Source organism: Bradyrhizobium sp. SZCCT0231, assembly GCF_018130245.1.
Classification (GTDB): Bacteria; Pseudomonadota; Alphaproteobacteria; order Rhizobiales; family Xanthobacteraceae; genus Bradyrhizobium; species Bradyrhizobium japonicum_F.
In genome coordinates this window covers 229,310-255,518 of sequence record NZ_JAFCKP010000005.1, presented here as the reverse complement: position 1 = coordinate 255,518, position 26,209 = coordinate 229,310, and the positions used below count along the sequence as shown (strand labels likewise).

Sequence of the window (26,209 nt, the reverse complement as noted above, 5' to 3'; positions counted from 1 at the left end):
GTCAGAGCGTCGCGCCGACCTTGCGCAGCTCGGCGAGGACGGGGGCTTTCGGCAGCCAGATCTTGTCGAACTCGGCAATGACGGCCTCGGTGTCCTTGGCATCGACCTGGCGGATCGGGATCGGCGCGTTCTTGAAGTTCTCGATCAGCGTGGGCTCGTTGCCGGCGAGCCCGTCGATCTGCGCGTCCAGCGTCGACTTGATCGTCTTGGTGATCAGCTCGCGGTCGGCCGCGGGGAGCGATTGCCAGACCCGGCCCGAGACGACCGCCGCCATCGGCATGAAGACGGCATTCATCTGCAGGATCACCTTCGACACCTTGTCGAAGCGCTGGTTCCAGGAGAATTCGAGATCGGCCTCGAGGCCGTCGACCTGGCCGTTGGCCATGGCGTCGAACACCTGGGGCGTCGGGATCGGCGTCGGCGCCGCGCCCAGCGAGGAATAGAAATCGCGATAGACCGGCGTCGGGTTGATGCGCAGCTTCATGCCGCGGATGTCCGCCAGCGTGTTCAGATCCTTGGAGGAGAACACCGCGCGCATGCCGGTGATGCCCCAGCCGAGCCCGATGGTGCCGGTCTCCTGCGGCAGCACGTCGAACAGCTTCACCGCTGCCGGATGTCGCACGAACTTTGCCACCGCCGGCGTCGAGCGGACGATGTAGGGCGCGTTGATCGCGGCGATGTGCGGCACGCGCGAGCCGAGCTCGGCGGCCTGGATGAAGCCCATATCGAGCGCGCCGGACTGCAATTGCTGCATCATCGCGGTCTCGTTGCCGAGCTGGCCGGAGTGGAACACGGTCAATGTCAGGCGGCCGTTGGTGGCGGCCTTGAGATCGTCGCCGAATTTGAGCGCAGCCTTGTTCCAGGAATGGCCGTTCGGCGTGATCAGGCCGAGGCGGAATTCCTTGGCCTGGGCGAGCGCCAGCGATGGTGCGAACACCGAGGCGGCAGTGGCAGCGAGAAAACGGCGGCGTGAAAGCGGCATGGTCGGGTTCCTTTCGGATAGGCCTATTTGACGAGGATCAGCGAGAGTGACGGGTAGAGCGAGAGCAGCACCAGGAGGACGCAGGAGATGACGAAGAAGGGCAGCGTCACCATGAACATCTTGCCGGGCTTGGCGCCGGTGACAGCGGCCGCGACGAAGAAGCAGAGCCCGACCGGCGGCGACAAAAGGCCGAGCACGAGGTTGATCACCACCACGACGCCGAACTGCCGGGGATCGATGTGATAGACCTCGGTCGCAACGGGCAGCAGGATCGGCACGGTCATGATCAGGCCGGGAATGCCGTCGATGACAGTGCCGATCACCAGCAGGATGACGTTGCAGATCAGCATGAAGCTGACCGGGTCCTTGGCGGCCGTCTGGATCCAGGCGGCGGTCTCCTGCGGCACCTTGCCGAAGATCAGGACCCAGGAGAACACGGCCGCAGCCGCCACCAGGAACAGCACGATCGCCGAATAGATGGCGCTGCGCAGCATCATCTGCGGCAGCTGCGAGAACTTGAATTCTTTGGTCCAGTATTTTCCGACCAGCGCCGCTGCGACCGCACCGACTGCCGCCGATTCCGTGGCGTTGGCGAGGCCGCCAAGGATGGTGCCGACGATGACGATCGGGATCAGCAGCGTCGGCGAGGTCCGCAGGATGGTCATGACGCGCTGGCGCGGCGTCTGGTGGTCCGCGCGGGGATAGTTGTAGATGTATCCCATCAGCGCGATGACGAGGCAGAACATCACCGTGAGAATGACGCCCGGCACGATGCCGGCGATCAGCATGTCGCTGACCGAGACCTGCGCCAGCACGCTGTAGACCACGAACATCACCGAGGGCGGGATGATCGGGCCGAGCATGCCGCCATAGGCGGTCAGGCCCGCCGCGAAGGTCTTGTCGTAGCCCTTCTTCTCCATCTCCGGCACCATGATCTGGGCCATGATCGCGACCTGCGCGGTCGCCGATCCCAGGATCGAGGAGATGAACATGTTGGCGAGGATGTTGACGTAGGCGAGCCCGCCCTTGAGCGAGCCGACGAACGCCATCGCCATGTCGACGATGCGTCGCGTGATGCCGCCGCCGTTCATGATCTCGCCGATCAGGATGAAGAGCGGAATGGCAATCAGGCCGTAGCTGTCGACGCCGCCGAACAACTGGAGCGGATAGGACTGGAACAGCACCGGGTTGCCGGACGCGGCGATGTAGACCAGGCCGGCGAGGCACAGGCACAGGCCGATCGGCACGCCGACCAGCATGAACGCCATGAAAGCCGCTGACGTGATCATCAGTTGACCCCGTCCAGCTCGGAGAGCTGAAAGCCCGTCAGTGGCGTACGCGGGACCAGCTCGAGATCTTCCAAGAGATTGGCGAGACCGTGGATGGTCATCGACACCGCGAAGATCGGCAGCGTCAGATAAAGCATCCAGGTCGGCCAGTTCAGCGTCTGGGTGCGCTCGGTGTAGAGGAAGTTGAAGGTCTCGGCCGCGAGCTTGCGCCCGTCGAAACCGGCGCGGGCGAGCCCGACCGGGTCCATCCAGAGCACGCAGGTGACGATCAGGGCGACGCCGAACACGACGACGAGGCCGGTCGAAATCACCTTGGCGATCTTCTGGTGCTGCGGCGAAAGACGCTCCGTCAACATGTTGACCGCGAAGTCGAGCCGCAGCCGCGTCATGGCGGAGGCGCCGATGAAGGTCAGCCAGACCACGCAATAGACGGCGGATTCATCGATCCAGTAGATCGGGAAATGCGAGTAGCGGGTGACGACGTTCACCAGGATCAACCCGGTGAGCAGGTACATCAGGCCCATCAGCGCCAGACGCTCGAAGGCGAGCAGGGCGCTCGACATCCGGACGATCGTATGTCGGAGGCTGAGCGCGTGCGTGGCCGGCATGGTCTGCTCGATCATGAAAGAGGCCCCAGCCCCCGAAAGATTTGTCGTGCGATTGCCAAATGTATAATTTATACATTTTGGGAGTCAAACGGAGTTTGCGGTCATTTCGGCGGCTGGGCGCGCTTATGCTGGGCACTTTGCTTTTGCGGCGTGCTCGGCTTTTGCCGGCCCCCTCAACATGCAAGACAGGGACCGCTTCGGCCGAACGAGTCGAGAAGGACAACAGACGATCAGATGAGACAGCCTCTGAAGCATCGCACCTTGTCGGCTGCGATCGTCGACCAGCTCCGGCAGGCGATCCTCGACGGCACCTATCCGGCCGGATCGCAACTGCGCCAGGACGCGCTTGGGGATGCCTATGGCGTCAGCCGCATCCCGGTGCGCGAGGCGCTATTCCAGCTCGAGGCCGAAGGGCTGGTGCGGATCGTGCCGCAGAAGGGCGCCATCGTCTCGGAGCTGTCGCTGGATGAGATCAACGACGTCTTCGACCTGCGCCGCATCCTGGAGCCGCGATTGCTGGCGCAGTCGGCGCCGCGCTTCACCGCGGAGGATTTCGAGGGGCTCGACGACATCCACAGGAGCTTCGAGAAGGCGATCAAGGCGAGGAACGTCAGCGAATGGGGCCAGCTCAACGCCGACTTCCACATGGCGCTCTATGTTCACGCGCCGCAGCCCCGCACGCGCGCGATCGTGCTGTCGCTGCTCCAGACCAGCGACCGCTACACCCGCCTGCAGCTCTCCAACACCAAGGCGATGGGCATTGCCGAGAAGGAGCACGCCCAGCTGGTCGCGCTCTGTCGCGCAGGGAAGGTCGAGGAGGCCTGTCGGTTCCTGGAGCGGCACATCGAAGCTGTGCGCAAGGATCTGTTGCAGGTGGTGGCGACGGCGCCGAAGTCACGGCGGAAGAGCGAGCCATAACAACTACACTCGTAGGGTGGGCAAAGGCGCGCAGCGCCGTGCCCACCATCTCTTCCTGATCGCCGACAGGTAGTGGGCACGCTTCGCTTTGCCCACCCTACGATAGCTACCGCAGCGTCACCTGCTGCCGTCCGGCCCCATCACCAGATCCGGCAGCCAGGTCGAAATCCCCGGCACGAAGCACAGCAGCAGCACCGCCAGCATCATCAGCAGCACGAACGGCAACGTGCCCCAGATCACCTCGCGCAAGGGGATGTCCGGCGCGACGTTGCGAATGACGAAGATGTTGAGGCCGACCGGTGGATGGATCAAACCCATCTCCATCACGATGGTCATGACCACGCCGAACCAGATGATGTCGAAATTGGCGGCGCGGAGCGGTGGCAGGATGATCGGCGCCGTCATCAGGATGATCGAGACCGGCGGCAGGAAGAAGCCGAGCACGACGACCATGACGAGGATCGCGAACAGCAGTTCCCAGCGCGGCAGGTGCATCGCGACGATGGATTCGGCGACCGATTGCGAGATGTGCAGATAGCTCATCACGTAGGAATAAAGCAGCGACATGCCGATGATCATCATCAGCATGGTCGATTCCCGGATCGTCGATTTCATGATGGGCGCGAGGTCACCCGGCCGCCACACGCTGTAGATCGCGGCGATCAGCGCCAGTGCCAGGAGGCCGCCGAGGCCGGCGGTCTCCGACGGGGTGGCGTAGCCGCCATAGAGGGCGATCATGACGCCGGTGAGCAGCAGCACGAACGGGATCACCCGCGGCAGCACGCTGAAGCGTTCGGCGAGCGTGTACTCGTCGCGGATCAGGATCGCAGCCTCCGGGCCGCCATTCTTGTAGGCCGCTTCGGCCGCGGCATATTCCTGGCGGAAGCGGATCACGGCATAGGCTCCGAACAGGGTGACCAGCAGCAGGCCCGGCCCGATGCCGGCGAGGAACAGTCGCCCCAGCGACTTTTCGGCCGCGACCGCAAACAGGATCATGGTGATCGAGGGCGGCAGCAGGATGCCGAGTGTGCCGCCGGCGGCGATGATGCCTGCGGCAAAACCGCCGGAATAACCGCGCTTGCGCATCTCGGGAATGCCGGCCGAACCGATCGCCGAGCAGGTCGCCGGGCTCGAGCCCGCCATCGCCGCGAACAGCGCGCAGGCGAAGACGTTGGCGACCCCTAAGCCGCCGGGGACGCGATGCAGCCAGGCATGCAGGGCCGAATAGAGATCCTGGCCGGCGCGCGACTTGCCGATCGCGGCGCCCTTCAGGATGAAGAGCGGGATCGACAGCAGCGTGATCGAGGCCATTTCCTCGTAGACGTTCTGCGTCACCGTATCGAGCGAGGCCGAGGGCATGTAGATGCCCATGAACACGACCGCGACCGCGCCGAGCGCGAACGCAATCGGCATCCCTGAGAACATCACCAGCAGGGTCGCAATCCCGTAGGCGAGGCCGATACCGAAGACACTCATGAACGCCTGGCTCCGGTGAAGGGCAGCGCAAGCTGCACGAGGATCTGGATGCAGAGCAGGCTCATCCCGAACGCCATCAGCGAATAGGGAATGGCGAGTGGCGGGGACCACATCGAGTTCGAGACCTGGCCGTCGACATAGGCCTCGTGGGCCAGTGTCCAGGATTTCCAGGTGAAGAAGGCGCAGAACAGGAACGTCGCGGCGTCGACCAGCCAGAGCCGGACCCGGTTCGCGAATGGCGACAGCAGGCCGACGAAGGCCTCGATGCCGATGTGACCGCGGTTCTGCTGCACATAGGCGGCGGTCATGAAGGTGGCGCCGACCAGCAGGAACACGGCGGCCTCGTCCTGCCAGTAATTGGCGGCCTTGAACAGCGCGCGGCTCAGCACGCTGTAGCTCAGGATGGTGCAGGCCGCGACCAGCGCGATCGCGGCGAACACGACGATGATGCTGTTGAGGACGGCGAGACCGCGATCGATTGCCGCCGCAGGGCCGGTCCCTGCGGCAACGCTCGCCTGGTCGTCACGATCCGGAAGCGGACCGTGGCTCATGCCGCGACGTCGATGGCGAGCTTGAGCAGGTTTGCGGCGGTCGCGGTCTTGGCGCTGTAATCCTTCCACGCGGTGTCGCGCGCGATGTCACGCCATTTGCCGACGGTGGCGGCATCGAGCACCGAGACCTTGGCGCCGGCCTTCTCGTAGACCTTGGCGACCTCGACGTCGTCGTCCTGCGCGCCCTTGCGGCCGAAGGCTTCGAGCTCGGTGCCGACCGCGAGCAGGATGTCCTGATGGTTCTTCGGCAGCTTGTCGAAGATCGCCTTCGACATCATCAGCGGCTCGAGCATGAACCAGTACGAGGTGCCCGCGCCCGAAGTCAGGGACTTCGCGACCTCTTCGAGGCGGAACGAGATCAGGCTGGTGGAGGAGGTGATGCCGGCATCGCAGGCGCCGGTCTGCATCGCCGCGTAGATTTCGTTCGAAGGCACCGACAGCACCGAGGCGCCGGCGGTCTGCAGCACCATGTCCATCTCGCGCGAGCCGCCGCGCACCTTCATGCCCTTGGCTTCCTCGGGCGCGACGATCGGCTTGGAGCGGCTGGCGACGCCGCCGGCCTGCCAGACCCAGGTGAGCAGGATGATGCCCTTGTCGGCGAGGAAGTCGGTCAGTGTCTTGCCGACGGGCTCCTTCTTCCAGCGCAGGCCCTGGTCGTAGGTGGTCACCAGGCCCGGCATCAGGCCGATATTGGTTTCCGGCAGCTCGCCGCCGGCATAAGGCATCGGATAGAGCGAGATGTCGAGCGCGCCCTTGCGCATCGCGGAGAACTGCGCGTTGGTCTTGATCAGCGATGAGTTCGGATAGATCTCGGCGGCAATGTCGCCGTTGCTGCGCTTGGCAACTTCAGCGGCGAACATGCGGCAGAGCCGGTCGCGGAAATCGCCCTTGTCGATGGTGCCGCCCGGAAATTGATGTGAGATCTTCAGCGTGGTCGCGGCCTGCGCGGTGCCGGTGCCGAAGCGCAGGATGGCGGGTGTCGCGACGGCGGTCGCGATCAGATGTCGGCGCGTAATCATGGTGTGATCCCCTTGAACGTTTCTTTGGACTGTTCTTGTCGGCGTGATTTGGGTCGGGTCTTGTCAGACCGGCGTTCAGGCCCATCCTAGCCGGTCTTCCACCCGATCTTCTCTCATTTGATAGTTCGAGACCGAATGCCCCGGCAAGTGCCGGCCGTGCTGCGCTGCACACTTCCGATCCCGGTTGCGAGCGCGGAATACGCCGTACAACGGATAGCGGTGGGCTCGCCAAAATTTACCGGCGGCGGCGTAACAAGTCCGGATGTCGATCCGTCGAGATCAAATAGCGGCGTCCGTCGCTGACAACACCATCTCGAAGGGAAGATGAACCATGACCATTCGCACCCGCATCGTGCTCGGCGTCTCGGCTGCCGCTCTTTCGCTTGGCCTCGCGTTTGCCCCGGCCGCCTTTGCTCAGGACAAGATGAGCAAGGATGACGGCATGATGAAAAAGGACACGATGTCCAAGGACGGCATGATGAAGAAGGACACCATGTCCAAGGACGACGGCATGAAGAAGGACCACATGTCGAAGGACGGCATGAAGAAAGACGACGGGATGATGAAGAAGAATTGATCCTTCGGCGTCGTCGCGCAGCGCCCGCCTCGGGCGGGCCGCGCACTCGCGAATTCCGGCGGCGGCCTTTGAGACCGCCTCCGGAATGGTGCTTTCGTTCAAGTTCAATTGAACGTGAGCAGCGACCCTTACTTGCGCTTGGCCTTGCGGGCGGCGTAGCGCGCATCGCGCTTGGCCTTTTGCTCGGCTTCGAGGGCAGCCTGTCTCTCGGCGGCTTCCTGGGCCTCGAGCGCGATCCGTGCGGCTTCGGCGGCCTTGGTTTCTTCCTCGAGACGCTTCTGCTCGGCCTTTTCCGCCTCGCGCGCAGCCTTCGCTTCGGCGCGCTTGGCCGCGAGTGCCTCACGTTCAGCACGGCGCGCAACCACGGCCGGATCGTCAGGTCCCGGTTGCGATTTGAATTTGTTCAAAAGATTCTTGCGGGCTTCCTGTGCCGCCTTTTGCCGGTCTGTAAAGCCGGGTTCCCTGAATCCACTCATCGACGAGCCTTGTCTTCCTCGCTTTCGATCCTACATCGGTGCCTGTTGGTACGTCGGCTGGGCATAGCAGGCGCAACGTGACGCAGAAGCGTGTACATCGGCGCGCGTCGCGAAGCCACCCATAATCGCAGCCGATCAGGTCAACGAAAAATCGCCCCCTCCGACGATCTCTCGTAGCCCGGAAAAACTGCTGAATTGTGATGTCCCTCATAAGGGCGCACGCGGGCGACGCCTAGCGTCCGCCCGGTACGAGACGGAGCACGGGCATGACGATCTCAAGACCAAGCCTTAAGGCGCTCGCGATTGCCTTCGCCCTGGCAAGCGTGGCCGGCGCCGCACTGCTGCTCGTTCGTCCGCAGCCCATCGAGAGTGCGGTGCTGGGGGCGGATTGGGAATGCACCCGGACCGCATTGGTGCTCACGAGCTGCGCACCGCGGGTCCAGGAGGCAATTCCGGCGGTCGAAACCTTGCGCCGGGATGCGATTCGGCAGACCCGGGGCTGAATTGGGCCGGCTGATCGGGATGTGACGTGACGCCGCAGAGGTGATAAAGCCGGCTCGCCAGCGCGACCGGACGGCCATGTCGAAGCCAGAGTCCAGATCCAAACCCGGCGAGGAGCCCAATCCTCGACCGAACCGTCAACCCGAGCGCCAGTCGGGCGGCGACCGCCGCGGCGCGATCGCGGGATTGATCATCGCGGTCGTGATCCTCGGCGTCGGCTGGTGGCTTGCCCGGGATCTCACCGCAGCCAGCAAGATGCAGGATTGCCTGATGTCCGGGCGAAGCAACTGCAATGTGATCGAGCCGGCTCGCTAGGCGCGCTTCAGCGTGGCCGGTAGGGCCGAAAAATGCCCTGATCTTAATCATTTGTAACGGGACTTAGTCGATCAAGCAGGGCAGTTGTGTCGGCCGGCATCAGCCCGGCGCGCGGCGATTCGTCGAGCGCGCCAGGGCCCGCGGCCATCGAGAGAGTAGGGGGCGAGCACGCATGAGTGCGTCCAGACGCATGAAGATCATCATTCCCGTGATTTCGGCCATGTCGTTGCTCGCGCTGTCGGCGCAGGCGCAGGACGCCAGGCCATCGAGGGACGCTGGCCAGCCCGCGGCCCGTCCGAGTGCGGGAGCGCCGTCCCCGACTAATCAGGACATGCACAGGGGCCCGCGGCCGCGGCAGGCGGCCCAGCCCACGCCGCAGCCGGATAGCCGGCCTCATTCCGCTCCCGGTCCGCGCAACGCGGGCGGCCCGCCGTCCGGACGCAATTACGCCAGGGGGCCCGCACCGACGCGCGATTGGGACGGACAGGCCTATCGCGGCAACCGCGCTTGGGACGGCGGGCGTTGGCGCCATGAGGTCCGCAACGGCCGCTCCGGCTGGTGGTGGGACGTGGGCGGCGTCTGGTATTATTATCCGCAGCGCATGGCTGGCCCGCCTGCCTACATCTCAGACGACTATATCGACGACGTGCCGGTGGCCTATGCCCCGCCTCCGGTCGCCTATGCGCCGCCACCTCCGCCTCCGCCACCGGCCGATCCCGGCGCCAGCGCGCTTGGCGGCGCGATCGTCGGCGGCCTGCTGGGCGGCCTGATCTCAGGCAATGCAACAGGGGCTGCGGCAGGCGCGGTTGTCGGCGGCGCGACGGGCGCAATCGCCGGCGCGACCGCTGCGTCCCAGCCCGGCTACTACTGGGCGCAGGGCACCTGCTATTACCGCTATCCGAACGGCCAATATGTGCAGGCCGATCCCCGCGCATGCTACTGAGTTTTCCAGGCCGGATTGGCGCACGGAGGCGGGCCCAGGCCCGCCTCTTTTTTTGCACAGGGGCGATTGCTTCAAATTAGCGCTGGCGCTCGTTGCCGCCTGACGCAAGTCTCAAAGAAAAATGTCGGGATGATTCGCGGGGATGTGGGACATGCTGGATGCCATCCAGATCAGCATGGCGCTGTGGGCCATGATCGTTTGCGGCGGGATCAAACTCTCGCAGCTGCTGCCTTACCTGTTCTAGCTGGAGTGTGATCCGGAAGACTGCGCGGCGTGTTTTCCGAAAAGGATCATGCTCAACAACAACTCCAGTGCGATGAAGATTCATCTCATCGCACTTAGGCGCACGACCGTTGCGCGCATCGCCTCGCGCGTCAGGACACGAGCCAGCTGAAGAATGCGATCGCGGCCCAGACCAGGCCGGCGATCCAGGCCAGCATCACGATGGCGATGGTCCCGAGATAGGCGATGCCGAGCAGATCGGACCTATGTCGTTGTGTCGGGACGACGATCTCGGCTGCTGCTTTGCGTGTCATGGCCTGAACTCCACCGTGGAGCGTAGAAGCGCTGTTTAGCGGAGATGCCGGGGGCAGGCTGTGACGCAGTTCACAGATCCCTCGAACGAAGCCTGTGCGGCGAGGAAGTCACCCCGCAATCATACGGGCGAAATTGACATGCGCTTGTCCAGATCGGCCGTCTAAAGTCGGTCATGTGTACCAAGTACGACCCACAGCACGAAGCCGAGGCCGCAATGAAGCTGGCTGCGGCGTCTGAAGGCGCCGATCGGCAACGACTGATTCAGCTGGCCCTGGCATGGCATCAGCTCGCCCGCAATCCGCGCGAGGAGCAAGGGGACCCGCCGGATGCCGCCGGGCGCATCCGCACCAGCTGGTAGGCCGCTCCCCAAGAGAGAACCATGAGAAAAACCCCGTGCTCGGGGGACAGCACGGGGTTCTTCAAAGCCGACCGGGGCTGGCAGGTCGGCACCACTCAAGTCGGTTGTCGAACGCTGTGATCGCGCGTTCGTTCCGTATCGATCCGCGGTGCTGAAATCCTGTACGGCTGGAGGCAACTTCCCACGCTAGGCAGGAAGGAACATTCGTTCCGCGGCAGCTGCGGCCGTCCTCGTGAGTGCATGATCGCTCGGATTGAACCAGTCATTAACGAATGCTCGGCCCTTCGATTTGTGATCGCGATTCGTGCTTTGCGAACGAAGGGGAGTCGGAGCGTGAACAAACAAAAAGCCCCGAAGGGGCTTGGTGTTTCAGGCGGCCTCCGTCTTCGGTACGGCGTCGGCATTCACCGACAGCTTGACGATATCGCCCGGATCTTCCGACGGAAGTGTGGGGCAATCTCACCGCTGCCATTGCGCGGTGGTGGCGGGATCACCAGTCGGCGGGTGGTGAAGGATGAATTTTGTCGATAGCCCGGAAGGAGGGCGCGTCAATCAGTCGACCGCCAGGCAATGCTCCAGTTGCGGCTTCTCGTGGCCGCGGCGCGTCCAATCCTGAACGGCGAAGGCAAGGCGATGCTGGCCCATTGCGGCGCCAATGATCGAGGCCTGGGCCATCTTGACGGGCCTCGTGACCACATTGGTGTTCACCACGCCAGCGTCGACTGCCAAATACGATATCGCAACGATCGCGACCGCAGATGCGATCGCCATTCTCGTCAACTCGGATTGCTGCATCAAGAAACCTGTCGGGCGCATCTTGCCCGGCGCTTACATAAGGCTGATCGGCGCCGTGCAAAGGCCGGCATATGGTTACCCACGCGTTCGTGAAGGGCGGCTGACTGGCAATGGACTGGCGATCCCGGCAGGACTCGAACCTGCAACCCGCGGAGTAGAAGTCCGCTACTCTATCCAGTTGAGCTACGGGACCGTCTTGAGCCGGCCGGTTTGGGCGGCTGGCCGTTCATCTAGCATGCCAATATGAAAAATCTGGTGTTTCGCCAAGCCTGAACCGAACCGTTTTCCTCAATGCGGCGACAAAGCGGAACGGTGGGGTGTCAGGGTGCCGGGTTGAGCGGCAGCGGACTGGACGATGGATCACATCGCCGGGACCGCTGAACAGCTTCCGGGACACCGCCGCCGGTCGACTGGTCTGGTAGTGCTGCGCCATCAGGACGGCGTGCGCGGCGGTATCTCGATCGGTCTCCTCTGGGCTTGCCTTGTCATGGCGAATGCGACGATTTGCACCTCTGGTTCCATCGCCTTGAGTCCGTCACCTTTCCGCGCATTTCATGCGACAAGCGGCGTTCGTCCGCGATTTCCGGGAGTCCATCCATGATCGGTCTTGTTCGCGCCGTCACAATCTGCGCCGCGCTGGCGCTCGGCCTTGTCGCGGCGCAGGCCGCCGACAAGGCCTTCAAACGCGACGATCTCGCCGATTCTGCGATCAAGCTGGAGGCCCAGATCAAGAGCGAGGCGGGACCGGTCGCCAAGACCAGCGCGACGCTGAAGACGGACGCCGACGCCGCCTTCCGGCGCAATGATTATCGCACCGGCCTCTCGGTGCTCGGCCAGATCGCCGCGACCACGCCCGAGGATGCCGGCAACTGGCTGCGGCTCGCCAAGGCCATCTTCCAGATCTCGCCGAAGAGCTCGAGCGAGCAGACCTTCCTGCTGGAGCGCGCCTCGACCGCGGCCTACATCGCCTATCAGCGAGCCGGCAATCCGGGCGAGGAGGCCGACGCGCTCGCCGTGCTCGGCAAGTCGCTGGCCGAACGCAAGCTGTGGCGGCCGGCGCTGGATTCACTGCGGCTGTCGCTCGACCTGCGTGAGGTCGCCGACGTCCGCGGCCAATACGAGAAGATGCGCGACGAGCACGGCTTCCGGCTGCTCGACTATACCGTGGACTCGGATTCGGCGAGCCCGCGTGCCTGCTTCCAGTTCTCGGAAGAGCTTGCCAAGCGCACCGATTTCGCACCGTTCCTGGCGCTGGCGGGGCAGGACAAGCCGGCGCTGTCGGCCGAAGGCAAGCAGCTCTGCGTCGACGGGCTGAAGCACGGCGAGCGCTACAACATCAATCTGCGCGCCGGCCTGCCGTCCACCGTGAAGGAGGGGCTGCCGAAATCAGCCGAGTTCAACATCTATGTGCGCGATCGCAAGCCGTTCGTGCGCTTCACCAGCCGCGCCTATGTGCTTCCCAAGACCGGCCAGCGCGGCATTCCCGTGGTCAGCGTCAATACGCCCGCGGTGAACATCAACGTCTTCAGGATCGGCGACCGCAATCTGATCAACACGGTGGTCGACAGCGACTTCCAGAAGACGCTGTCCAAATACCAGCTCTCAGATCTCGGCGACGAGCGCGGCGTCAAGGTCTGGTCCGGCGAGCTTTCGACCGCGATGACGCTGAACCAGGACGTCACCACGGCATTCCCGGTCGACCAGGCGCTGGGAGAGCTCCAGCCCGGCGTCTATGTCATGACCGCCGCGGCCAAGGGCCCAGGCTCGGACGACGACTACCAGCTCGCGACGCAATGGTTCATCGTCTCCGATCTCGGCGTCTCCGCTTACTCCGGCAATGACGGCATCCACGTCTTCGTCAATTCGCTGGCTTCGACCGATCCGGTCGGCAAGGCCGAGGTGCGGCTGGTCGCCCGCAACAACGAGATCCTGGCGACCCGCAAGACCAACGAGTCCGGCCACGTGCTGTTCGAGGCCGGCCTTGCGCGCGGCGAGGGCGGTCTGTCGCCGGCGATGCTGACGGTCACGGGCGAGAAAGCCGACTATGCCTTCCTCAGCCTGAAGACCTCAGCCTTTGATCTGTCCGACCGCGGCGTCTCGGGGCGCGCGGTGCCTGCCGGCGCCGATGCCTTCGTCTATGCCGAGCGCGGCGTCTACCGCTCCAGCGAGACCGTCTTCCTCACCGCGCTCTTGCGCGACGGGCAGGGCAATGCCGTCACCGGCGGGCCGATGACGCTGGTGATCGAGCGTCCTGACGGTGTCGAATTCCGCCGCGCCGTGCTGGCGGATCAGGGTGCCGGCGGCCGTACGCTGGCCGTGCCGCTCAATTCGGCCGTCCCGACCGGGACGTGGCGGGTGCGCGCCTTCACCGATCCGAAGGGCTCCTCGGTCGGCGAGACCACCTTCATGGTCGAGGATTACGTCCCTGACAGGATCGAATTCGACTTGTCCGCCAAGGACAAGCTGATCAAGGCTAACGCTCCAGTGGAGCTGAAGGCGGACGGTCATTTCCTCTATGGCGCGCCGGCTTCGGGCCTCGCGCTCGAAGGCGACATGCTGGTGGCGCCTGCGAGCGAACGTCCTGGCTTTGCCGGCTATCAGTTCGGCGTCGACGACGAGGAGACCACCTCGAACGAGCGCACGCCGCTGGAGAACCTGCCCGAGGCCGACGCCAATGGCGTCGCGACCTTCCCGGTGACGCTGGACAAGCAGCCGGCCTCGACGCGGCCGCAGGAGGCGCAGATATTCGTCCGCATGGTCGAGACCGGCGGGCGCGCCGTCGAGCGCAAGATCGTGCTGCCGGTCGCGCCCGCCACGGCGCAGATCGGCATCAAGCCCCTGTTCGGCGACAAGAACGTCGCCGAGGGCGACAAGGCCGAGTTCGACGTCGTGTTCGTCTCGCCTGAGGGCGAGAAGCTGCGCCGCGACGGCCTGCGCTACGAGCTCCTGAAGATGGAGTCGCGGTATCAGTGGTATCGCCAGAACAATTACTGGGAGTACGAGCCGGTCAAGTCGACCTCGCGCGTCGCCGACGGTGACGTCACGATCGCGGCCGACAAGCCGGCGCGCATCTCGCTCAGCCCGCAGCCCGGCCGTTATCGGCTCGATGTGAAATCGAACGATGCGGACGGTCCGGTGACCTCGGTGCAGTTCGACGTCGGCTGGTACTCCGACGGCAGCGCCGACACGCCGGATCTCTTGGAGACCTCGATCGACAAGCCGCAATACGCCTCCGGCGACACCATGACGGTCTCTGTCAATGTGCGCAGCGCCGGCAAGTTGACCATCAACGTGCTCGGCGACCGCCTGCTGACGACGCAGACCATCAACGTCAAGGAAGGTACCGCGCAGGTCAAGCTCACGGTCGGCAAGGACTGGGGCACCGGCGCCTACGTGGTGGCGACGCTGCGCCGTCCGCTCGATGCGGCTGCCCAGCGCATGCCGGGCCGGGCGATCGGCCTGAAATGGTTCGGCATCGACAAGCAGACCCGCACGTTGCAGGTGAAGCTGGCGCCGCCGGCCCTGATCCGGCCGAACTCCGCGCTGAAGATCCCGGTCAAGCTCGACGGCCTCAATCCGGGCGAGGACGCCAAGGTCGTCATCGCCGCGGTCGATGTCGGCATCCTCAATCTCACCAATTACAAGCCGCCGGCGCCGGACGATTACTATCTCGGCCAGCGCCGCCTGACCGCCGAGATCCGCGATCTCTACGGCCAGCTGATCGATGGCATGTCGGGCACGCGCGGCCAGATCAAGTCCGGCGGCGATGCCGGTGCGGGCGAGCTGCAGGGCTCGCCGCCCGCGCAGAAGCCGCTCGCGCTCTATTCCGGCATCGTCACCGTCGCTGCCGACGGCAGCGCGGATTTGAGCTTCGACATTCCGGAGTTCGCCGGCACCGCGCGCGTGATGGCGGTGGCCTGGACCGCGACCAAGCTCGGCCGCGCCAATACCGACGTCGTGATCCGCGATCCCGTGGTGCTGACGACGACGCTGCCGCGCTTCCTGCTCAACGGCGACCACGGCACGGTCAATCTCGAGATCGACAATGTCGAGGGCCAGGCCGGCGACTACGTCATCAACGTCAAGACCGGCGGCCCGGTGAAGATGACCGGCAATCCCGCCACCACGGTCAAGCTCGCGGCCAAGCAGCGCAATTCGTTCTCGCTCGCGCTCGATGCGACGGCGGCGGGGCAGGCGACGCTCGACGTCGACATCAAGGGGCCGAACGGCCTCGCGCTGGCCCGCCACTACGCGTTCGACGTCAAGGCGGCAACGCAGGTGCTGGCACGGCGCTCAATCCGGACGCTGGCGAAGGGCGAGAGCCTGACGCTGACCTCGGACATGTTCTCCGACCTCGTGCCGGGCACCGGCAGCGTCTCGGTCTCGGCCAGCCTGTCGACCGCGCTCGATGCGGCGACGATCCTCAAGGCGCTCGACCGCTATCCCTATGGCTGCTCGGAGCAGATCACGAGCCGGGCCATGCCGCTGCTCTACGTCAACGAGCTCGCGGCCGGCGCGCACCTCGCCATGGACACCGAGATCGACCAGCGTATCCGCGACGCGATCGAGCGGCTGCTGGCCCGCCAGGGCTCGAACGGCTCGTTCGGCCTGTGGTCGGCCGGCGGCGACGATGCCTGGCTGGATGCGTATGTGACGGACTTCCTCACTCGCGCCCGCGAAAAGGGCTTTGCGGTGCCGGACGTGCTGTTCAAGAACGCGCTCGACCGCATCAGAAACTCCGTCGTCAATGCCAACGAGCCGGAGAAGGACGGCGGGCGCGATCTCGCCTACGGCCTCTACGTGCTCGCGCGTAACGGCGCAGCTCCGATCGGCGACCTTCGCTATCTCGCCGATACCAAGCTCACCAACCTCGCAACGCCGATCGCGAAGTCGCAGCTTGCTGCAGCCCTGGCGCTGGTCGGCGATCGCAATCGCGCCGAGCGAGTGTACGGTGCCGCGCTCGACAGCCTCGCGCCAAAACCGGTGCTGGAGTTCGGCCGCACCGACTACGGCTCGCAGCTTCGCGATGCCGCAGCATTGGTGTCGCTCGCCAGCGAAGGCAATGCGCCGAAGGCGACGCTGACCCAGGCGGTGTCGCGGGTTGAGACCGCGCGTGGGCTGACGCCCTACACCTCCACGCAGGAGAATGCGTGGCTGGTGCTGGCGGCGCGGGCGCTCGCCAAGGAGAACCTCTCGATCGAGGTCGACGGCCAGCCGGTCAAGACTGCGCTGTACCGCAGCTACAAGGCGGATACGCTGAGCGGCAAGCCGCTGAAGATCACCAACACCGGCGACGCACCGGTGCAGGCGGTGGTCTCGGTGTCGGGCTCGCCGGTGACGCCGGAGCCGGCGGCGTCGAACGGCTTCAAGATCGAGCGCAGCTACTTCACGCTCGACGGCAAGCCCGCCGACATCAGCAAGGTCAAGCAGAACCAGCGCTTCGCGGTGGTGCTGAAGATCACCGAGGCGAAGCCCGAATACGGTCACATCATGGTGTCGGATTACTTGCCGGCCGGTCTCGAGATCGACAACCCGAAGCTGGTGTCCTCCGGCGACAGCGGCACGCTGGATTGGATCGAGGATGGCGAGGAGCCCGAAGACACCGAGTTCCGCGACGACCGCTTCACGGCGGCGGTCGACCGGGCCTCGGACTCCAAGTCGGTCTTCACCGTCGCCTATGTCGTGCGCGCGGTCTCGCCCGGCAAATACGTGCTGCCGCAGGCCTATGTCGAGGACATGTACAATCCCTCGCGCCATGGCCGCACGGGCACCGGCACTGTCGAGGTGCGAGCGGCGAAGTGAGATGGTGATTGAATGAACGAGGCCGTGCCTCATACTCCGTCGTCATGCCCGGGCAAAAGCGCGAAGCGCGTCTTCGCGCAGATATCCCGGGCATCCACGGATTGTGGCGCCGTGGGCAACAACGTGGATGGCCGGGACAAGCCCGGCCATGACGGAGTGCGGGGCAGGGGTCATCGCCTCCTCTCCGCCCTCGCACTCACCATCATCCTTGCCATCATCGGTTTCGTCGGCTGGGTCTACTCCCTCGGCCCGTTGCCACTCGACGAAGCGCGCCAGGTCTCCACCACCATCGTCGACCGCAACGGCAAGCTGCTGCGCGCCTATGCCATGGCGGACGGGCGCTGGCGGCTGCCGGTCGATGCCAAGACCAACGTCGATCCGACCTACCTGAGACTGCTGTTCGCCTATGAGGACCAGCGCTTCTACGCCCATGACGGTATCGATCCGCTGGCGCTGGGGCGCGCGGCGTTGCAGCTCGGAACGCGCGGCCACATCGTCTCGGGCGGCTCGACCATCACAATGCAGCTCGCGCGACTGATGGAGCCGCGGCGGCACCGCTCGCTTCATGCGAAGCTGCGGCAGATCGTGCGCGCGATCGAGCTGGAGCGGAGGTTGAGCAAAGAGCAGATTCTCGATCTCTATCTCGCGCTCGCGCCTTACGGGGGCAATCTCGAAGGCATCCGTGCGGCGTCGATCGCCTATCTCGGCAAGGAGCCGAAGCGGCTGTCGCTGGCCGAGGCCGCGCTGCTGGTGGCGTTGCCGCAATCGCCGGAGACGCGCCGGCTCGATCGCTATCCCGAGGCGGCTCGCAAGGCGCGCGACCGGGTGCTCGACCGCATGGTCGAGGAGCAGGTGGTCAGTGCCGACGACGCCAAGCAGGCCAAGGCCGTGCCCGTGCCAAAGCTGCGCAAGCCGATGCCGATCCTGGCGCCGCATGCCTCCGACACCGCGCTGTCGACCGTCAAGGATACGCCGGTCATCAAGCTGACGCTCGATGCGAACCTACAGAAGGTGCTGGAGCCGCTGGCGCGCGACCGCGCCATTGCGCTCGGGCCCAACATCTCGGTCGGCATTATCGTGGTGGACAATGAGAGCGGCGACGTGCTCGCCCGCGTCGGCTCGGCCGATTATTTCGACGAGAGCCGGGCAGGGCAGGTCGACATGACCCGCGCCGTCCGCTCACCGGGCTCGACGCTGAAGCCCTTCATCTACGGGCTCGCCTTCGAGGATGGCTTCGTCCATCCGGAGAGCCTGATCGACGACCGGCCGGTTCGCTTCGGCTCCTACGCGCCGGAGAATTTCGACATGACGTTCCAGGGCACGGTGCCGGTGAGAAAGGCGCTGCAATTGTCGCTGAACGTGCCGGCCATCGTGCTGCTCGACCGCGTCGGATCGAGCCGTCTGACCTCGCGGCTGCGCCAGGCCGGCGGCAATCTGGTTTTGCCCAAGGACGAGACGCCAGGGCTCGCCATGGGTCTCGGTGGCGTTGGCGTCACGCTCCAGGACCTCGCCCAGCTCTATGCGGGCTTCGCCCGTCTCGGCACCACCAAGCCGTTGCGCGAGGTCATGGCTGACAAGGACGACCGCGAGCCGCTCCGGCTGCTGGATCAGGTCGCGGCCTGGCAGGTCGGCAACGTGTTGCTGGGAACGCCGCCGCCGGAGAACGCAGCCCACAACCGGATCGCCTTCAAGACCGGAACCTCTTACGGCTATCGCGACGCCTGGTCGGTCGGCTTCGACGGCCGCATGACCATCGGTGTCTGGGTCGGCCGGCCCGACGGCGCTCCGGTTCCCGGCCTGATCGGGCGCGTCGCTGCCGCACCGATCCTGTTCGACGCCTTCGCCCGGACCGGCAAGACGCTCGCCCCATTGCCGAAGGCGCCCAGGGGAACCCTGGTGGCCGGCAACGCCAAGCTGCCGCTGCCCTTGAAGCGGTTCCGCCCGGTGGGGGAACTGGTGCGCGCCGGGGGCGAGCAGGCGCTGCACATTCAGTTTCCGCTCAACGGCTCGCGGATCGACGTCGGTCGATCGGGTGGCCGGGAGAGCGCAGCCATGCCGGTCAAAGTCGCCGGCGGCGTGCTGCCCATGACGGTCATGGTTAACGGCACCGCGCTCGGCGAGATTGACGGGCGCCGCCAGCGGCTGATCGATCCGCCCGGTCCGGGCTTTGCCCGGCTCACCGTGATCGACGCCACGGGCGCCGCGGACACAGTCGTCATTCGAATTCAATGACCCTGCCTTAAGCGGTTGTGGCGATGGCGGTTTCAGCGTAAGCGGAACCAATGGCCGAGACCTACCCAAGCCCTCGTTTTGGAGCCCCCCGCGAGTCGAAATCGCCCGCAAATCCGGGCAGCGGGCTCGTGCGCATGCTCGACATCGCCACGGCCAGCCACGCGCGCGCGGTCGGCTTCCTGGTGCTGTGCGCGCTGCTGCTGTTCTTGCCCGGCTTCTTCACCATCCCGCCGATCGATCGCGACGAAGCGCGGTTCGCCCAGGCCACCAAGCAGATGGTCGAGAGCGGCGACTATGTCGACATCCGCTTTCAGGAGGACGTCCGGTACAAGAAGCCGGTCGGCATCTACTGGTTGCAATCGGCGACCGTCGAAGCCGCGTCGATGCTCAAGCTGCCGAAGGCCGAATTGCGCATCTGGGTCTACCGGCTGCCGTCGCTGATGGGCGCGATCGGCGCCGTGCTCATGACCTATTGGGCCGCGCTCGGCTTCGTCACGCGGCGCGCCGCGGTGCTGGCGGCGCTAATGATGTGCGCGTCCGTGCTGCTCGGCGTCGAAGCGCGACTGGCGAAGACCGATGCCATGCTGCTGTTCTGCGTCGTCGCCGCGATGGGGGCGATGGCGCGGGCCTATCTGTCCTGGCAGCGCGCCGAGGACGAGACACATCCGCCCTGGAGCTGGCCCGCGATCTTCTGGACCGCGCTTGCTCTGGGCATCCTGATCAAAGGTCCGCTGATCCTGATGTTCGCGGGCCTGACCATCGTCGCGCTTGCGATCCAGGACCGCGATGCCTCCTGGCTGTGGAAGCTGCGCCCGCTCTGGGGCCTGATGTGGACGCTGGTGCTGGTGCTGCCCTGGTTCGTCGCGATCTTCTGGCGCGCGGGCGATGCCTTCTTCGCCGATTCCGTCGGCGGCGACATGCTCAGCAAGATCGGCGCTCAGGAATCTCATGGCGCGCCGCCTGGACTATATCTGGCGCTGTTCTGGATCACCTTCTGGCCGGGCGCGCCGCTTGCGGCGATGGCCGCGCCTGCAGTGTGGCGGGCGCGGCGCGAGCCCGGCGCGCAGTTTCTGCTGGCCTGGCTGATCCCGTCCTGGATCGTGTTCGAGGCGGTGCTGACCAAGCTGCCGCATTACGTGCTGCCGCTCTATCCGGCGATCGCCATCCTCACCGCCGGCGCGGTGGAGCGGCGTGTGCTGTCGCGGTCCTGGCTGATGCGCGGTTCGGCCTGGTGGTTCGCGATCCCCGCAGCCGCCTCGATCATCGCGGTGGTCGGCGCGGTGATGCTGACGCGGCAGCCGGCCTTCGTGGCCTGGCCGTTCATCGCGGCCTCGCTGATCTTCGGCCTGTTCGCCTGGTGGCTCTACGACAACAATCGCGCCGAGCGCTCGCTGCTCAACGCGCTGGTCGCGGCCCTGATGCTGGCGGTGACGGTCTACGGCATCGTGCTGCCGTCGCTGACGCCGCTGTTTCCGAGCATCGAGATCGCGCGCGCGCTTCGCAACGTCACCTGCGTCGGACCGAAGGCGGCTGCGGCCGGTTATCACGAGCCGAGCCTCGTCTTCCTGGCGGGCACCCAGACCTTGCTGACCGACGGCTCCGGTGCGGCGGATTTCCTGCGGCAGGGCAGCTGCCGCTTCGCGCTGATCGAGCAGCGCACCGAGCGCAGCTTCGTGCAGCGCGCCGAGGCGATCGGGCTGCGCTACAAGGTCGGGGCGCGCATCGACGGCTATAACTTCTCGCAAGGGCGCGCGATCTCGATCTCGATCTTCCGGTCGGAAGGCACCGAATAGGATGCGGGCTCTGACCGACATTGCGCCGCGTGGCGGCTATCCCGCGCAGTTGCTCGCCGTGTCCTGGCGCGCGCTGGCGCAGCTCGTGCGCTCGCCATCACATTCGTGCCGGGCCGAGGCCGCCCGAAAGCTGGCGCGGCATTCGCTCTGGCTCAGCGCAGCGGGCGCAGCGCTGGTCATCGCGCTGATGGTCGGGTTCGATCAGACCGAGATCCTGCTGATGCCGCCGCGCGGCACGCCCAGCCTCTGGCCGATCCGCATCCTCACCGATTTCGGCAAGGACGAGTATGTGCTCTCGGTGCTGGGGGCTGCGCTGGTGACACTGGCGCTTGTCGCGGCCGGGCTGCACGGAAGCCGCCGCGCGCTGCTGCTCGGCTTCGGCACGCGGCTGCAGTTCATGTTTCTGTCGGTTGCCGTGTCAGCGTTCGTCGCCGAAATCTTGAAATATCTCATCGGCCGCGGACGTCCGTTCGTCGGCGGCAAGGCCAATCCGTTCAACTTCGTGCCGTTCGAGGGGACGGGGGCTTATGCCAGCTTGCCGTCGGGCCATGCCGTGGCAGCGTTCGCCCTGGCGTTTGCGGTATCGGCATTGTGGCCGCGCCTGCGCGTGTTCATGTTCACTTACGCAATCGTGATCCTGCTGACGCGCCTGGTGCTGGTCGCGCACCACCCGAGCGACGTCGTGGCCGGCGCTCTCGTCGGAACGGTCGGCGCCATGGCCGTCCGTTACTGGTTTGCGGCCCGAAGGCTCGGCTTTGCCATCCGCGCCGACGGCACCATCGTGCCGCTTTCAGGGACGGTTTCGGACCGCCTCAAAAGGGTTGCCCGCGGGGCATCCGCCCCATAAAAGCGGCTGCCTGCCGGGACGCCGGTTCCTTGGGGCGCTCCTTGGGGCAGGTCAAATTCCAACCACGAGCCTCGATTTGTCGACGTCCCAGCCTTCGGTTTCCATCGTCGTTCCCGTGCGCAACGAAGCCGACAACATCGCGCCCTTGATCGCGGAGATCACGACGGCGCTCGATGGCCGCTGGGCCTATGAGATCATCTACGTCAACGACGGCTCGACCGATGCGACCGGCGAGCGGCTCGGCGCCATCATGAAACAGCGGAGCAATCTACGTCAGCTCCGTCATGCGAGATCGGGCGGCCAATCGGCGGCCGTGCGCAGCGGCGTGCGCGCGGCGCGCGGGGAGATCGTGGCGACGCTCGACGGCGACGGCCAGAACAATCCAGCCTTCCTGCCCGACCTGATCGCGGCGGTCGAGAAGGGGGCAGGGCGCGTCGGTCTCGCTGCCGGCCAGCGCGTCGGGCGCAAGGACACCGGCTTCAAGAAATTCCAGTCGCGCGTGGCGAACGGCGTTCGCAACGCCATCCTGAAGGACGGCACGCGCGACACCGGCTGCGGACTGAAGGCGTTCCGGCGCGACGTCTTCCTGATGCTGCCTTACTTCGACGGGCTGCATCGCTTCCTCCCCGCGTTGGTCCGCCGCGAAGGCTACGACATTGCCTATGTCGACGTGATCGACCGGCCGCGCCATTCCGGCGTATCGAACTATGGCTTCTTCGACCGGCTGTGGATCGGCATCATGGATCTCGCCGGCGTGTGGTGGCTGATCCGCCGCAAGAAGCCGACGCCTGAAGTGACCGAGGTGAATGCATGATCATCCAATACGGTCAGGCGCTGAGCAATTATCTCTACGACGTCTTCGTCGCCAAGTTCGACTTCTGGCTGGCGTTCGGCCTCGTCGCGCAGCTGTTCTTCACCGCGCGCTTCCTGGTGCAATGGATCGCGAGCGAGCGCGCCGGCAACAGCGTGGTGCCGATGGCATTCTGGTTCTGCTCGATGGGCGGCGGGCTGATGACGCTGGTCTATGGCGTCGTGAAGCGCGAGCCCGTCATCATCCTCGGACAGTCGCTCGCGACCATCATCTATGTCAGAAACATCATGCTGATCTGGAAGAACCGCGGCACCGCCTCGAAGACGCTGGACCGCTGATCCGAGATGTTATCGCGGCAGCGCCGACGCCGCGCCTGATGCAGGCAGGGGGGGCGTATCCGCCTCGGTTCTGCGGTAGGGCTCGCCGGCCGCGTCGAGCACGGGATATGCGACCGAGCAGATATGCGAGTGGATGCGCCTGAGGTCGCGCAGCACGTCGAGATGCAGCGAAGTGGTTTCGATGGTTTCGGGGCGGCCCTCGCGCAGGCGGTCGAGATGGCGCTCGACCGCGGCAAGCTCGGTGTTGCGCAGCGCCGTCTTCTCCACCAGCAGCTTGCGCGCCTCGTTGGCGTCACCCGACATGAAGACGCCGAAGGCGATGCGCAGCGAGTCCATCGTGCGCTTGTGGAAAGCGGCGAGCTCCTCGGCCCCTTCCGCCGAGAACTGGAAGCGCCGCTTGATCTTCTTGGTGGCGAGCTCGCTCAGGCTCTTGTCGATGATATCGCCGATATGCTCGAGGTTGATGGCGAAGGAGATGATCTCCATCGCGCGCCGTCCTTCGCTCTCGTCGAGGCTGCCCCGCATCAGTTTCGTCACGTAGAGCTTGATGGCCTCGTCGAGACCGTCAACGAGATTGTCCGTCTTCGAGACCTGGTCGACCAGCGCGCGGTCGCCGGTCATCATCGCGGCCATCACCTTGCGCAGCATGACCTCGACGAGATCGCCCATGCGCAAGGTCTCGCGGGCGGCGTCGGCGAGCGCCAGTGACGGCGTCTCCAGCGCGGTCTCGTCGAGATAGCGCGGCCGGGCGGGATCGGCCTCTTTGATACGATCGGGCAGCAGCCGGTTCAGCAGGCGCGACATGGTGTCGAGCAGGCCGATGAAGAGCACGGCCGTGCCGACATTGAAGGCGATGTGGAAAGCTGCCGTCATCTTGGCGAGATCGGGTTGCCAGGCGTGCATGTGCTCGGCGATCGCGGCCAGGAAGGGCAGGACGAGCGCAATCCCGACCACGCGGTTGACGAGATTGCCGACCGGCAGGCGATAGCTCGCGGGATCCTCACGCTTGGCGCCCTCGAACACGGGATTGATGGCGCTGCCGAGATTGGCCCCGAGCACCAGCGCCAGCGCCGCGTAAGGCGTGACGAACTGCGCATAGGCCAGCGACATGATCAGCAGCACGCTGGCGACGCTCGAATGCACCGCCCAGGTAACGAGGGCGGCGATGACGATGCACAAGACCGGGTCGCCTGTGATGGCCGACATCACGACGCGGACGCCGGGCGCGTTCTCCGCCGGCGCCAGCGTGTCGAGCAGAATGTGCAGCGAGAGCAGCATCAGGCCGAGGCCGATGCAGACACGGCCGATGTCCTTGATCCGGGATCGCGGTCCCGAGCGGAAGGCGACGAGCCCGAGCACGAACAGCACCGGCGCCACGGCGGCGATGTTGAACGACAGCACCTGCACGATCAGCGTCGTGCCGACATTGGCCCCGAGCATGATGGCGAGCGCGGCGGCGAGGCTGACGAGACCCTCGGCCGCGAACGAAGAGGTGATCAGCGCCGTCGCCGTGCTGCTCTGGAGCAGCGCGGTGAGCGAGAGCCCGGCGGCGAAGGCGCTGGCGCGGTTGCTCAACGCCTTGCCGAGCAGGCGCCGCAGGTCGGGGCCGAAGGCGCGCAAGATACCGCTGTGGACCATGTGCAGGCCCCACAACAACAGCGCAACGCCGCCCATGAGATCGAGCAGAACCAACGTTCCCATGCTCCGTGTCCGGATTGGAGTCGATTGGTGAGGCTAGCGCCAAATGCTCGAGGATCAACCCTTTGTTGGCGCGTCGACCCTAACGTTTGCGCCGATTGCTCGTTCCCGCGGCGCAATGCCTTGTGCGCAGGCTCACATTGCCGCTTTGAGGGCAGCGAAGCCGCGATCGAGATCGGCCTTGAGGTCGTCGATGCTCTCGAGCCCGATGTGGAGACGCAGCGTCGGGCCGCCGGGCGCCCATTTGGTCGCGGTGCGATAGGCATCGCAATCGAAGGGAATCGCAAGGCTCTCGAAGCCGCCCCAGGAAAAGCCCATGCCGAACAGTTTGAGCGTGTTGAGCATGGTGTCGACGGCCTTCTGCGGGGCCGGCTTCAGCACGATGCTGAACAGGCCCGACGCACCGGTGAAGTCGCGCTTCCAGATCGCATGGCCGGGATCGGTCTCGAGCCCAGGATGCAGCACGCGCGCGACCTCAGGTCTCGCCGCCAGCCAGCGCGCCATGTCGAGCCCGGAGCGATGATGCTGCGCGAGCCGCACCGACAGCGTGCGCAGGCCGCGCAGCGCAAGGAAGACGTCGTCGGGGCCGGCGCAGACGCCGAGCAGGCGGATGCCTTCGGCAACTATCGGCCAGGCCGTGGCGTTGGCCGAGATGGTGCCGAACATGATGTCGGAGTGACCGCCGATATATTTGGTGGCGGCCTGCATGCTGATGTCGACACCTTGTTCCAGCGAGCGGTGATAGAGCGGCGTCGCCCAGGTGTTGTCGTCGATGACGAGCGCGCCGCGCGCATGCGCGACCTCGGCGATGGCGCGGATATCTGGCATCTCGAACGACTGCGAGCCCGGGGCCTCCACCAGCACCGCGCGGGTGTTGGGCTTGAACAGCTTGTCGATGCCGGCGCCGATCAGCGGATCGAAATAGGTGGTCTCGACGCCATAGCGGGTCAGCATGCCGTTGCAGAAATTGCGCGAGGGCCGATAGATGTTGTCGACAACCAGAATGTGGTCGCCGGCCTTCAGCACAGAGAGCAGGGTGGTGGAGATCGCCGAGAGCCCCGACGGCACGATGCCGACGCCGGCGCATTGCGGCCCCTCCAGCGCCATCATTGTATCCTGGAAAGCCCGGGTCGTCGGGGTGCCGTGGCGGCCATAGGTGAACTCGCCGCGATGGGCGTGCAGGTCCTCGGCGGTCGGATAGAGCACGGTCGAGCCGTGGAACACCGGCGGATTGACGAACCCCTTCTGCGCCTTGGTGTCGCGGCCGGAGGTGACCAGCCGGGTCTCGGCGTGCTGCTCTTGGGGGGGCGAGGAATCCATGCGTCTGCTTTCAAAACCGCGTT

Annotated in this window: 23 protein-coding genes and 1 tRNA gene; 12 read left to right on the top strand and 12 right to left on the bottom strand. The window is 65.6% G+C overall.

The features are described from left to right. Window position 1: 1 nt before the first annotated feature. Genes JQ566_RS16190 through JQ566_RS16180 form a run of 3 tightly spaced genes read right to left on the bottom strand, consistent with a single transcriptional unit; the run spans window position 2 to window position 2,894 of the window. The gene (locus JQ566_RS16190) at window positions 2-982 is read right to left on the bottom strand and encodes a TRAP transporter substrate-binding protein (RefSeq protein ID WP_212373406.1); all 981 of its coding nucleotides are present in this window, start codon (window positions 980-982) and stop codon (window positions 2-4) included. 23 nt (window positions 983-1,005) lie between these two features. Next, a complete protein-coding gene (locus JQ566_RS16185) occupies window positions 1,006-2,271 on the bottom strand; it encodes a TRAP transporter large permease (protein WP_212373405.1) in 1,266 nt (421 codons plus the stop codon). Continuing rightward, window positions 2,271-2,894, bottom strand: a complete 624-nt coding sequence (locus tag JQ566_RS16180; RefSeq protein ID WP_434057822.1) for a TRAP transporter small permease — start codon at window positions 2,892-2,894, stop codon at window positions 2,271-2,273. The genes JQ566_RS16185 and JQ566_RS16180 overlap by 1 nt, the downstream gene beginning before the upstream one ends. 219 nt (window positions 2,895-3,113) lie before the next feature. Here JQ566_RS16180 and JQ566_RS16175 point away from each other — a divergent pair, with 219 nt between their 5' ends. Further along, complete coding sequence (locus JQ566_RS16175) at window positions 3,114-3,797, top strand: GntR family transcriptional regulator (protein WP_212373404.1); 684 nt, start codon at window positions 3,114-3,116, stop codon at window positions 3,795-3,797. Between the two features lie 117 nt (window positions 3,798-3,914). Here the strand turns inward: JQ566_RS16175 and JQ566_RS16170 are convergent, their stop codons facing one another. The 3 genes from JQ566_RS16170 to JQ566_RS16160 are packed head-to-tail and all read right to left on the bottom strand — an operon-like array spanning window position 3,915 to window position 6,843. After that, window positions 3,915-5,273 carry a TRAP transporter large permease gene (locus tag JQ566_RS16170; protein WP_212373403.1) on the bottom strand — a complete coding sequence of 453 codons (1,359 nt, stop codon included), beginning with the start codon at window positions 5,271-5,273 and terminating at the stop codon, window positions 3,915-3,917. Continuing rightward, window positions 5,270-5,824 (bottom strand): TRAP transporter small permease, encoded by a 555-nt coding sequence (locus JQ566_RS16165; RefSeq protein WP_212373400.1) that lies wholly within the window; start codon window positions 5,822-5,824, stop codon window positions 5,270-5,272. Before JQ566_RS16165 ends, JQ566_RS16170 begins: the two co-directional genes overlap by 4 nt. After that, window positions 5,821-6,843 (bottom strand): TRAP transporter substrate-binding protein, encoded by a 1,023-nt coding sequence (locus tag JQ566_RS16160; RefSeq protein ID WP_212373398.1) that lies wholly within the window; start codon window positions 6,841-6,843, stop codon window positions 5,821-5,823. Before JQ566_RS16160 ends, JQ566_RS16165 begins: the two co-directional genes overlap by 4 nt. 331 nt (window positions 6,844-7,174) lie before the next feature. Here JQ566_RS16160 and JQ566_RS16155 point away from each other — a divergent pair, with 331 nt between their 5' ends. Beyond that, entirely contained in the window at window positions 7,175-7,420 is a 246-nt protein-coding gene (locus tag JQ566_RS16155; protein WP_027574497.1) for a pentapeptide MXKDX repeat protein, read from the top strand. Window positions 7,421-7,548: 128 nt separating this feature from the next. Here the strand turns inward: JQ566_RS16155 and JQ566_RS16150 are convergent, their stop codons facing one another. Beyond that, window positions 7,549-7,896 carry a DUF6481 family protein gene (locus JQ566_RS16150; protein ID WP_212373396.1) on the bottom strand — a complete coding sequence of 116 codons (348 nt, stop codon included), beginning with the start codon at window positions 7,894-7,896 and terminating at the stop codon, window positions 7,549-7,551. Window positions 7,897-8,162: 266 nt separating this feature from the next. Here JQ566_RS16150 and JQ566_RS16145 point away from each other — a divergent pair, with 266 nt between their 5' ends. From JQ566_RS16145 to JQ566_RS16135, 3 genes are all read left to right on the top strand, one after another. Further along, complete coding sequence (locus JQ566_RS16145) at window positions 8,163-8,399, top strand: hypothetical protein (RefSeq protein ID WP_100230447.1); 237 nt, start codon at window positions 8,163-8,165, stop codon at window positions 8,397-8,399. Window positions 8,400-8,475: 76 nt separating this feature from the next. Then, the gene (locus JQ566_RS16140) at window positions 8,476-8,712 is read left to right on the top strand and encodes a hypothetical protein (RefSeq protein WP_212373394.1); all 237 of its coding nucleotides are present in this window, start codon (window positions 8,476-8,478) and stop codon (window positions 8,710-8,712) included. 172 nt (window positions 8,713-8,884) lie between these two features. After that, on the top strand, window positions 8,885-9,655 hold the full coding sequence (locus tag JQ566_RS16135) for a hypothetical protein (RefSeq protein WP_212373392.1): 771 nt from the start codon (window positions 8,885-8,887) through the stop codon (window positions 9,653-9,655). Window positions 9,656-10,029: 374 nt separating this feature from the next. On the opposite strand, the gene JQ566_RS16130 is transcribed toward JQ566_RS16135, so the two are convergent. Continuing rightward, window positions 10,030-10,191: a hypothetical protein gene (locus JQ566_RS16130; protein WP_212373390.1), complete on the bottom strand. Its 162-nt coding sequence runs from the start codon at window positions 10,189-10,191 to the stop codon at window positions 10,030-10,032. A 215-nt stretch (window positions 10,192-10,406) separates the two neighbouring features. Between JQ566_RS16130 and JQ566_RS16125 the strand changes: the two genes are divergently transcribed. Next, window positions 10,407-10,550 carry a hypothetical protein gene (locus JQ566_RS16125; RefSeq protein ID WP_249139493.1) on the top strand — a complete coding sequence of 48 codons (144 nt, stop codon included), beginning with the start codon at window positions 10,407-10,409 and terminating at the stop codon, window positions 10,548-10,550. Window positions 10,551-11,102: 552 nt separating this feature from the next. Here the strand turns inward: JQ566_RS16125 and JQ566_RS16120 are convergent. Together JQ566_RS16120 and JQ566_RS16115 are read right to left on the bottom strand one after the other, a co-directional pair. Further along, window positions 11,103-11,321 (bottom strand): hypothetical protein, encoded by a 219-nt coding sequence (locus tag JQ566_RS16120; protein WP_249139492.1) that lies wholly within the window; start codon window positions 11,319-11,321, stop codon window positions 11,103-11,105. A 140-nt stretch (window positions 11,322-11,461) separates the two neighbouring features. After that, a tRNA-Arg gene (locus tag JQ566_RS16115) sits at window positions 11,462-11,538 on the bottom strand. A 404-nt stretch (window positions 11,539-11,942) separates the two neighbouring features. Between JQ566_RS16115 and JQ566_RS16110 the strand changes: the two genes are divergently transcribed. The 6 genes from JQ566_RS16110 to JQ566_RS16085 all read left to right on the top strand — a co-directional run bounded on the left by JQ566_RS16110 (window position 11,943) and on the right by JQ566_RS16085 (window position 23,168). Next, window positions 11,943-17,147 carry an alpha-2-macroglobulin family protein gene (locus tag JQ566_RS16110; RefSeq protein ID WP_212373387.1) on the top strand — a complete coding sequence of 1,735 codons (5,205 nt, stop codon included), beginning with the start codon at window positions 11,943-11,945 and terminating at the stop codon, window positions 17,145-17,147. A 123-nt stretch (window positions 17,148-17,270) separates the two neighbouring features. Beyond that, window positions 17,271-19,379 (top strand): penicillin-binding protein 1C, encoded by a 2,109-nt coding sequence (gene pbpC / locus JQ566_RS16105; protein WP_212373585.1) that lies wholly within the window; start codon window positions 17,271-17,273, stop codon window positions 19,377-19,379. Window positions 19,380-19,429: 50 nt separating this feature from the next. Next, the gene (locus JQ566_RS16100; RefSeq protein ID WP_212373385.1) at window positions 19,430-21,172 is read left to right on the top strand and encodes an ArnT family glycosyltransferase; all 1,743 of its coding nucleotides are present in this window, start codon (window positions 19,430-19,432) and stop codon (window positions 21,170-21,172) included. Between the two features lies 1 nt (window position 21,173). After that, window positions 21,174-22,019, top strand: a complete 846-nt coding sequence (locus JQ566_RS16095) for a phosphatase PAP2 family protein (RefSeq protein ID WP_212373384.1) — start codon at window positions 21,174-21,176, stop codon at window positions 22,017-22,019. A 76-nt stretch (window positions 22,020-22,095) separates the two neighbouring features. Continuing rightward, window positions 22,096-22,833 carry a glycosyltransferase family 2 protein gene (locus JQ566_RS16090; RefSeq protein WP_212373383.1) on the top strand — a complete coding sequence of 246 codons (738 nt, stop codon included), beginning with the start codon at window positions 22,096-22,098 and terminating at the stop codon, window positions 22,831-22,833. Then, complete coding sequence (locus JQ566_RS16085; protein WP_027574511.1) at window positions 22,830-23,168, top strand: lipid-A-disaccharide synthase N-terminal domain-containing protein; 339 nt, start codon at window positions 22,830-22,832, stop codon at window positions 23,166-23,168. The genes JQ566_RS16090 and JQ566_RS16085 overlap by 4 nt, the downstream gene beginning before the upstream one ends. A 9-nt stretch (window positions 23,169-23,177) precedes the next feature. Here JQ566_RS16085 and JQ566_RS16080 read toward each other — a convergent pair whose 3' ends face one another. Both JQ566_RS16080 and metC read right to left on the bottom strand, forming a co-directional pair. Beyond that, a complete protein-coding gene (locus JQ566_RS16080) occupies window positions 23,178-24,869 on the bottom strand; it encodes a Na/Pi cotransporter family protein (RefSeq protein ID WP_212373382.1) in 1,692 nt (563 codons plus the stop codon). 132 nt (window positions 24,870-25,001) lie between these two features. Next, the gene (gene metC / locus JQ566_RS16075; RefSeq protein WP_212373381.1) at window positions 25,002-26,186 is read right to left on the bottom strand and encodes a cystathionine beta-lyase; all 1,185 of its coding nucleotides are present in this window, start codon (window positions 26,184-26,186) and stop codon (window positions 25,002-25,004) included. Window positions 26,187-26,209 lie beyond the last annotated feature (23 nt).